Below are 9,651 nucleotides of genomic sequence, written 5' to 3'. Positions count from 1 at the left end.
CTGAAAGACGAGTTACCATGACTTTACCATGACTTTCAATCAACTTCCCCATGATCAGACCAATTTGTTCAGGCGTTTTCCCTTCTCCATAAATCACTTCTGGATAACCGGTACGCCTTTCTCGATCAATATCTACTTTACTGAATCCTAAATCTTCAAACTTACTCATGATATCACCCGCTGCCTTAAAGTTAGATATTAAATAAATAATCCCTCTTGATATCCTATTAAATAGATATAATAAATTCCGTAACAGATACTAATGATTGAAGCAATACCTGTTAAAACGCGTTCGATCCTTTGTATTTTTCCTGCAAAAACAAAGGGTAAGCTGACGACAAATGTAAACAAAAGCATACCAAGAATAGTACCAATTCCAAATATCCCAATATATAGAACAGCATCCTTCATAGAATCAACCACAGAGACAACTAGTAATGTCATCGCAGCACTTCCTGCAAGTCCATGGATTTGACCAATGAACATAGACTTTAAGAAAAGATGTTTACTTTCTTTACTTTCTCTCTTTATATTCTTCTTTTTTAGTGTTTGAAGGGAAACGATACCGAGGTAGACAAGCATAACGCCTACACCCATTTCAAATGCCATTCCCCATTTCTCAGGAATACTTCCTTTCGTAGTGGCCAAAATGAGAAATACCCCTAATAGCGTTAAGGTATGTCCAATCCCCCAAAAAACACCTAATAAACTGGAATGAAAAAGTGATTTCTGTTTGCCAGCTATCGTAGAAACAGCAATGATATGGTCAGGTTCTAGAGCATGTTTAAGTCCTAACAAACATCCTATTCCTAAAATCGCTAAAAGATTTTCCATCTCGTTTCTACCTCTCTACCTCTTGCAAAATCTTATTCATACTGCCACTCTTATAACCAATGAGATCCATCGTAACATAGGCATATCCAAATTCTTGAAGTTTTGCTGTGATTTCTTGATGATGCTCTAATAAACGTTGCATCTCCTGTGGTTCTACTTCAATTCTTGCAATCTCACCATGGGTACGTACCCGTACTTGCCGAATTCCAATGGCTCGAATAGCTTGTTCGGATTTATCTATTTTTTTCAGTTTTTCCATCGTAATGTGCTCTCCATAAGCTATCCTAGATGAAAGGCAAGCAAAGGATGGTTTATCCCATGTTGGTAGGGCCATTTGTTGTGACAGCTCACGAATTTCACTTTTATAAAGATCAGCTTCCTGAAGTGGTCCCCTTACATTATATTCTCTCGCTGCCTTTGTTCCTGGTCTGTGCTCTCCAAGATCATCTGCGATAAGGCCGAAAACTACATTATTGTAGTTACTCTCTTCCATGATTGGTACAAGATGCTCAAACAAGCTTTTTTTACAAAAATAGCATCGGTTTGATGTATTCTCAGCATAACCCGGAATATTTAATTCCGATGTCTGAATCACCTCATGTCTTGCTCCTAGCTGTTCGGCGAGTTTAATTGCTTCTTGCAATTCCTCAAAAGGGTATGTTTCACTATCAGCTGTTATAGCCAATACATTTTCCCGCCCAAGAGTGTCGAGTGCAGCCTTCAATAAAAATGTACTGTCCACACCGCCCGAAAAGGCGATGACTACTGTTTTCATTTCTCTTAAAATTTCTTGAAGTTTGTTATATTTCAATTCTAGCATAACGATCACCCTTTCTTAGTGCCCAATTTAAAGTTACAAAAAACAGCTTCCATCTGGGAAGCCGTTTTTTGATGTTTGCTATCTCTTAAAGCTTAAATCCTCATAAAAGATACCTGTTACATCGGTAAGAAATAACCATTTTCATTAAACTTCATTTCATGCAGATCCTCTAATACTTCGATATTTTCTTTATCTTTCAACTCATTAAAAATGACTTCAGATACATATAACTCCCCAATATGAAGAGTATTTGGGATTCTTACAATTCTTGCCTCTTCCGAAGAAACACCCCAGTTAGCGCGTAGAGCTGCTTTTAGTGCTTCCTGGTCATTATCAAGAACAATCGGAATTTTAGCCCGGTCTAAAAATGTACTTGTAACAACATTTTCATTCATTGTTTTCAAATCAATTTTTTCAAATAAACGCTTTGTTGTTAAATCAGCTAATCCAATTCCCAACGCATTACCGTGACTAGCTTCACTTAAATTTGAAGCAATAACATATTTCACACTAGGTTTTTTCGGCTCTTCTACTCCTAACACACGAATTCGACCAATAATATTCGTATCCATACCTGTTCCACTGAAGTTTTTACCGATTTCATCAACTACTAATATATCCATTTCATCAACTGGAAGGCTTGGCATCAAATCGAATGCTTTTTTCAATAATTCTCTTTCGTGTTCTTCAATATCATCTGGATTAATCCCTTCAATGATTGCTGTTTCTTCATGAGCGTTTTCAACAATTGCTATACCAAATAGAGTATTGGAATTGCGAATGGCTACTTTTCCAACTTCAGGCATCATTTCACTAATCCCCTTAATGCCATATGTATGTAAAGCCAATGCTTGTTTATGTTTGCCCATTCCGATCGATGCCATTTTTAAGACGCCGCTCTCGATTTTATTTTTAAAATCAGTATGTGGCTTAACACGGCCCATAACGATGATTCCATCTGCATGATAAGCATGCCGATCAACATAAACAGGGATACCTGCTGACGTTTCTCCAACCACCTCAACCTCCATAGATGATCGAATTTCACAACCAGAAGATTCTTCCGTTACTCCTAGTCCTTCCAATACCTCAATTTGCCCTTCAGCTGTAGCTCCGCCATGGCTTCCCATTGCAGGAATGATAAAAGGTGTTGCTCCTCTCTTTTTAATTTCATCAGCAACACTTTTAACGATTAAAGGAATATTTGCAATTCCCCTACTTCCAACGGTAATTGCAATCTCCATGCCAGGCTTTATTTTTTCATCGGCTTTTACATGATAAAATTGTTCTGAAATCGTTGCAGCGATATCCTTTATACTTTCTACTTGAAATTTTTGTCTTATTTTCGCAAATTTCGGTAAAGACATCAAATTACGCTCCTTTCATATTAAACAAACATCCGCTTGCCTTATCCTGTATATATGAAAAGTCTTCTTTAAATTGAAAGAAATATACATATGCAGATTTATAATTATTTCCAGATACCAAATTGGTTTTCATCAAAATCTTAATACTAAGGAAAGCAAGAGATCTGTTATACAATCCCTTGCTAAATAATTATGGTTATTTTTCAGGAGCTAATTCAATCGCCATTCGCATAGCTTCTTTCAATGACAGCTCGTCCGCAATATTTTTCCCAGCGATATCAAAAGCTGTTCCATGGTCAACGCTTGTACGAATCGTTGGAAGACCGACAGTAATATTTACTCCAGCTTCAAGACCTAATACTTTAATTGGCCCATGCCCTTGATCATGATATTGTGCAACAACAATGTCAAAATCGCCACGTTTTGCTCTAAAGAATAATGTATCTGCTGGAAGTGGACCTTGTACATTTATTCCTTCTGCCTGTGCCTTTTCTACGGCAGGGATAATTTTTTCTTCTTCTTCACCATTTCCAAAAAGTCCATTTTCTCCAGCATGAGGGTTAATCCCGCAAACTGCGATTCGAGGAGATTTAATCCCTGCTTTTTGTAAAGTTTCATGTGCAAGTTTAATAACTGTATATTGACGATCAACGCTTATTTTATTAATCGCATCGATAATCCCAATATGTGTTGTCACATGGATAACTCTTAAACCGGGAGCCGATAACATCATCGCGAAATCTTTTGTGTTTGTTAATTCTGCTAATATTTCAGTGTGTCCCGGATAAATATGGCCTGCTTTATGGAGAGCTTCTTTATTTAATGGAGCTGTACAAATTCCTTGAATTTTTTCTTCATTTGCATAGGCAATTGCCTTTTCTAAATAGCGGAATGCAGCATTTCCAGCTTCAGGAGAAACTTGTCCCCACGGTAAATCTTCCGACACTAGATCTAAATCGATAATATCTATAGTTCCATATTGGCACTTTGCATCTTCAAGATTTGAAATTCCATTTAATTGAAGATCTATATTTGTTACTTCTAAAGCTCTTTTAAGAATTTTTAGGTCGCCAATTACAAATGGACGACAATTTTCATAGATGTTTTTATCATTCAAAGTTTTGACGATAATTTCGGGTCCGACTCCTGAAGGATCTCCCATTGTAATTGCGATAGTTGGTTTATTGGTTGCCATAATCATTTCCTCCCATTTCACTTAATATTTCGCCAAGCATATGTCGAATGACAAATCATTGCGACTCGACATATGCTTGGCGTTTTTCCTGCTCATAATAAAACTTATTCTGTACTTTTCTTCAACTAACAAGCTTTTAATTAGTTCATATTATGAAAAGTTGTATACTGCCAATCGCAGTTTTTAACATTAGCATTTACTTTAGTTATTGTTTGAAGAGCTTTTGAAAGTGCTTGTTCCGTTCCAAATGCACCCGCTTTTGTAACAAGGGGAATACCGTCAAACGAACCACCGAACAATTTCCCGTAAGGAATACCAGCTTCTACTTCACCTATTACCCGAATTCCTTCGCCATTTAACACTTTACATGTCGCTCCTGCAATATCCCCACCTGTTAAAACAGTCCCACAAATGTTCTTACTTTCAATTAATTGACCTGCAATTTCTCCCATAGATTGGGCAATTGTATTCCCAACATCAAAGTTTGATAAACCAAGTTTGCGTTGGAGTTCCTTTACTCTATTTATCATCTCTCGCTCACGATTGGTCGTTACCACTAGATTACCTTTTTCCAGTAATGCTTGACCCGCTTTAACAATACGTTCAATTTCAAGTTTTCGCCTATCTTCATAAAAGAATTCTTCAGGAGAAATAACAAGTTCTTCAACATTGTATTTCTCTTTCAGATCTTGAATTTGGCGATGAATGATAGAATTCACACTTCCTGCTACTACTAGCACCGGAGGTCGTGCACCCACCTGTGCTTCACATAATAGTTCTTCACGCTGGCCTGTGTTGGAAAGATGTGAAGCAATCCCGGCCGAACCAACCCAAAGAAAATTTTCTTGGAATAATTGCGCAGCCTCGACAATGATCTTAAGTTCTTCATCAGTAGTTGCATCAATGATAATAATTTTTGAAATTCCACCTGAGGACAACTCATTCATTTTTACTGATAAATGACTTTTTCCTTTTCGTACATCATAAATGGAAATTAATTCAACTTTCCGCTTGCTTTGCTCCTGCAACAACTTTGGCAGGTAACTTTCTTTTACCGGGCAGGAAGGATCATGAGCAATCTCAGTTTCCTCTAAAAGTACACCATTGACATAATGATTTCCGTTTTTGGTAATTCGATTACTTTTTGGAAAAGCCGGTACCACAAACGAAGTCTTATAATTATATACATCCATTACCGCATCAATCTCCGGGCCAATATTTCCCCTCATGGTTGAATCTATCTTCTTAAAGACTTTTGAAACACCGAATTTGTTCAATTGTGTTGATATATTAAAAACGACATCATATGCCTTTGCAGAATTTAATGCACGACTATCTGAATTTAAAACAATGACATCTTCAATCAAATGTTTTGGGTGTAATTGTGTATCTGAAAATAGCACGATCGTGTTTAAAGCTTGTTTGGCAAATTGGACACCAGTATCATTCGCCCCAGTTAAATCATCTGCTATAACTGCTAGTTTCACCTACATTCCGACCCCCTTTATACGCAATTTCGGTTTGTATAGTTTGCGTTTTTTTATTTTATTCCGGCTCTTTTCGCCTATTCATTATTACATAATAAGTTTTTCTATTTGTTTCTCAATTAAATTCTGCAACATGCCAATTTGATTTTTCTCAACCTCTTCATATACTGTTAAAAACGCTTACAACAATACTAATAATAAATTAAAATGTTGCATTTAGCAATGTTTATTTGAAAAAATTCTTATGAAATTTAATCATGTTGCAATTTTAATCAACCTTAGTTTCATTTTGTTCACAAAAAAACGCAAGCAGTTATTTTAGCTTGCGCCATAATGTAGAACGGTTAATCCCTAAACGTTTAGCTGCTTTTGATTGATTCAACCCTTCCTCTTCAAGGACTTTAGTTATAACTTGTTTTTCGATTTCTTCTAATGTGCCACTTATATCGATATGTGTTAATGCACCATTTTTCTTCTCTTGCTGCTCTAATCGATTTATAGCTGTTCTAACTTCTTCCTTCTCGATATAATAAGAATGTGATTGTAAAAATAATTGTTCGATTACTTGTTTAAGTTGTTCTACATTTCCTGGCCAATCATAGTTGGTAATCTCCTCCAAAGCGTCCAGTCGAATCCCAACTACTCCATTTCCGTATTTCGGATGTAATTCAGAAATAAATACATGAACTAAATCCTCAATATCTTCACTGCGTTCTCGGAGTGGTGGTATATGAATTTTTAATTGTGCCAATGTATTGTACAATTCACGATGAAACGTGCCACTTTTGACCTTTTCTTCAATATTATCCTCAGAAGACACTAGCCATTGTAGCTTTTTATCATTTTCATTCTTGACTATATGATATAACTCCTTTTGCATATAAGAGTTCAATTTATCGATGTTTTTTAAGTAAATTACTCCATTGGCGTATTTTTGAAAAAAGTCTTCGTTCAATAGATCTTTCAGTTGTTCTGCACTTAATAAGTCACAATGCAATACGATAAATGGTTCATTTATTGTTTTCCTTTTGAAGTAAATGGAGTGGGCTGCTAATTCTTTTCCATTTCCCTCTTCCCCCGAAATCCACACAGGTTCTTCACTTTTACTGTATTGATCTATTTGCTTTAACACCTTTTGAATCAGTTCGCTTTTTCCAGAAATAGGGATATAAGAAGCAGCGGTATGAAATTCTATTGCATTCAGGTTCACGTCCCCATCCTGTACAATAGCTTGATTTGAAAGGGTTTTTTCAAAAAATAATACAATATCATCTTCTTTAGGACATGTCGTTATTTTCCAAAATGAATGATTGATGTGAACTGTTTTTGTTTGCTTTTCACGTGTTAATGCAGTTTCTTGTATCAACTTTTTTATATCTGCCGAATTCTCTAATTTCATCCAATGAAATTCTTTATTGAAACGTTCATTCCCATAAACAATTTTCTCTTCTCTATTAAAAACCCCGATTGCCTGTTCGTTACAATCGAGAATAGCTTGAAATAAAGAAACATCCTGTTGCAGCCGCGAGAATATGTGATATGTCCTTCTCATTTCTTCTAATGCATCCATAATAGCTTCCTTTCCGGATGTAATTAGAACTCCTGTCAGACCTAATTGCTTAGCAGCTTGAACCGTAACCACATCTCCGATTACCACTTCATATCCAAGTTTTTTTAAACTCGTTAATTTTTCTTTAACCTCGATATCTTTTGTAATCGTTAATGTTCTAATGTCTAAATCAAGAAGCTTACAAATCGTAGCAGCACCTTGTGTAATATTCGAGAATCCAACGATAGCAGCTTTACCTGAAAATCCTTTTACAAGTGTTAAAATGCGTAATACATCATACCCAGACACCTGAATGTCAATCACTGGTATAGATACGGCCTCCTGAATCATTGAAGCTGTACCGCCACGGCTGATTATGACATGATAGCCATTATTTTCAGCATCCTTTGCAATAGCCACTCCTTCATGTAAATTACCTAATTCAATTTGTAATTGAATATCTTCAACTTCTTGCTTAATCTCTTTCATCATTTCAAACAATCCCTCATAAGGGACAATTACCAATGCTTTAATCATTTTTCCATTCACCTTCTATTGCAGAAATTAACATAAATATTCCATAGTAATAGCTTATCTTTTTTGAAGAAATATAAAAGCTTAAGATAGAAAATTTCCCTATAGTTATTAACCTCATTCTTTGCTTCTTCTAATTCACTATAATAGAGATTACTTATCGACTTGAAAAGGAATTTGTGCATTTTGCAACACCATTCACATTATAAGCAAATTTCTACTAAAGTAAAAGTAGTTATTAAAGCGATTTCAAAAATATATTTTTTGTTAAATTATGTTTTAATGGCTATAAATATTGTAGTTATGTAAACGAAACTACTATAAATTAGTACGCAATACAAAAAGAAACCATTTTATAGAATATATAAAATGGTCACTTCTGTTATTTTATAAAATGATATCTAATAATAAAGTAAATACTAATCCTGATACAGCAACAATAGTGGAAAGTACGGTATATGTCCCAAATGCTTCTTTCAAGGTCAAACCTAAAGACTCTTTAACCATCCAGAATCCAGCATCATTAACATGTGATGCAATTGCACTTCCGGCTCCAGTTGCAAGTGCGACTAGTTCTAAGTTAACGCCGGGGATATTAGCAAGTGATGGAAGTACCAATCCTGCAGTTGTTAAAGTTGCAACAGTTCCCGATCCTAAGCAGATACGTAATATTGCTGCGACAGTCCAAGCAAAGAAAACAGGTGACATAGCAGATCCTTCAAATATTTTAGCGACATAATCACCAACTCCGCCATCAATAAGTACTTGTTTTAATGCACCGCCGCCACCAATAATTAAAAGCAGCATACCCAAGGAATTAATTGCTGAAGAACAAGAATTCATCAAATTCTTTATCGGAACATTTCTTCTCAATCCCATTGTGTAGATTGCAAGCAATAAAGAAATCACCATAGCAGTCGAAGAAGTACCAATAAAACGAATAATTTTCACCAAAATATTATCTGTAAATCCCAAGGCTGGTTGAAGCATATCAACCGCGGCACCTGAAGCCATTAAAATAACTGGAAATAATGCTGTAAATACACTGATACCAAAACCAGGTGTTTCTTCTAATTTGAATGTTTTTTGAACACCAAAAGACTCACTGCCTTCTCTAGTCCATGCAGTCGGCACAATTTTTTTAGCAAGCTTAGGATATAAAATACCTGCTAAAATAACAGTCGGTATTGCGACAATAATTCCGTAAATTAAAACTAAGCCAATATTTGCACCATATTCTGCAGCTACTGCTGTTGGACCCGGATGCGGAGGTAAGAAAGCATGTGTCGCTAAGGCTGCAGTAACCATAGGAAGACCTAATTTCACAATAGAAACTTTTAATTCTTTTGCGATTGAGAATATAATTGGAACTAATAATACAATTGTTACTTCAAGGAATAAGGCGATACCCACAATAAATGAAGCAACTAAAACAGCATATTGAATTCTTTTTTCCCCAAATTTGTCAATTAACGTTACGGCAATACGATTAGCTCCACCTGCATCTGCAATTAACCTGCCAAGCATTGCGCCCATTCCAAATATTAATGCAATATGACCAAGCGTTCCTCCTAAACCGCTTTCAATTGATGCCACAACATCTTTCATAGGCATCCCTAGTGATAAAGCCACGATAAATGAAACAATGATTAATGAAACAAATGTGTTTAATTTGAAGCCCATAATTAAAATAAGTAATAATAATACCCCTATTGCAATAATTACTAATGGCATAATAGTCCTCCCCCATTTACTTTCTAGTAGTTTTTATAAAATAAAATGCCGCAATTTATTTCTTTTACAAATGACGTATATAGATAAGTTCTTACCTACAACGTTTCTGTACTTTCACCAATGACTAAAAC

At 35.6% G+C, this 9,651-nt stretch carries 7 protein-coding genes; all 7 read right to left on the bottom strand.

The features are described from left to right. Positions 1 to 198 precede the first annotated feature (198 nt). Positions 199 to 834 (bottom strand): urease accessory protein UreH, encoded by a 636-nt coding sequence (locus tag V7137_RS29250; RefSeq protein ID WP_335701316.1) that lies wholly within the window; start codon positions 832 to 834, stop codon positions 199 to 201. Positions 835 to 841: 7 nt separating this feature from the next. Continuing rightward, a complete protein-coding gene (gene larE, locus V7137_RS29245) occupies positions 842 to 1,654 on the bottom strand; it encodes an ATP-dependent sacrificial sulfur transferase LarE (RefSeq protein WP_335701315.1) in 813 nt (270 codons plus the stop codon). Between the two features lie 116 nt (positions 1,655 to 1,770). After that, positions 1,771 to 3,021 carry a lactate racemase domain-containing protein gene (locus V7137_RS29240; protein WP_335701314.1) on the bottom strand — a complete coding sequence of 417 codons (1,251 nt, stop codon included), beginning with the start codon at positions 3,019 to 3,021 and terminating at the stop codon, positions 1,771 to 1,773. Between the two features lie 196 nt (positions 3,022 to 3,217). Next, positions 3,218 to 4,216, bottom strand: a complete 999-nt coding sequence (pdxA, locus tag V7137_RS29235) for a 4-hydroxythreonine-4-phosphate dehydrogenase PdxA (RefSeq protein ID WP_335701313.1) — start codon at positions 4,214 to 4,216, stop codon at positions 3,218 to 3,220. A 140-nt stretch (positions 4,217 to 4,356) separates the two neighbouring features. Beyond that, positions 4,357 to 5,703: a four-carbon acid sugar kinase family protein gene (locus tag V7137_RS29230; RefSeq protein ID WP_335701312.1), complete on the bottom strand. Its 1,347-nt coding sequence runs from the start codon at positions 5,701 to 5,703 to the stop codon at positions 4,357 to 4,359. 313 nt (positions 5,704 to 6,016) lie between these two features. After that, positions 6,017 to 7,789 (bottom strand): sigma-54-dependent Fis family transcriptional regulator, encoded by a 1,773-nt coding sequence (locus tag V7137_RS29225; protein ID WP_335701311.1) that lies wholly within the window; start codon positions 7,787 to 7,789, stop codon positions 6,017 to 6,019. Positions 7,790 to 8,173: 384 nt separating this feature from the next. Then, positions 8,174 to 9,520, bottom strand: coding sequence for a gluconate:H+ symporter (locus tag V7137_RS29220; RefSeq protein ID WP_335701310.1), 1,347 nt, complete (start codon positions 9,518 to 9,520; stop codon positions 8,174 to 8,176). Between the last annotated feature and the right edge of the window lie 131 nt (positions 9,521 to 9,651).

Origin of the sequence: Neobacillus drentensis (assembly GCF_036962765.1) — a bacterium.
Classification (GTDB): Bacteria; Bacillota; Bacilli; order Bacillales; family Cytobacillaceae; genus Neobacillus; species Neobacillus drentensis_C.
The sequence above is the reverse complement of the archived record's forward strand: the minus strand, read 5'-3'. Positions and strand labels throughout refer to the sequence as shown.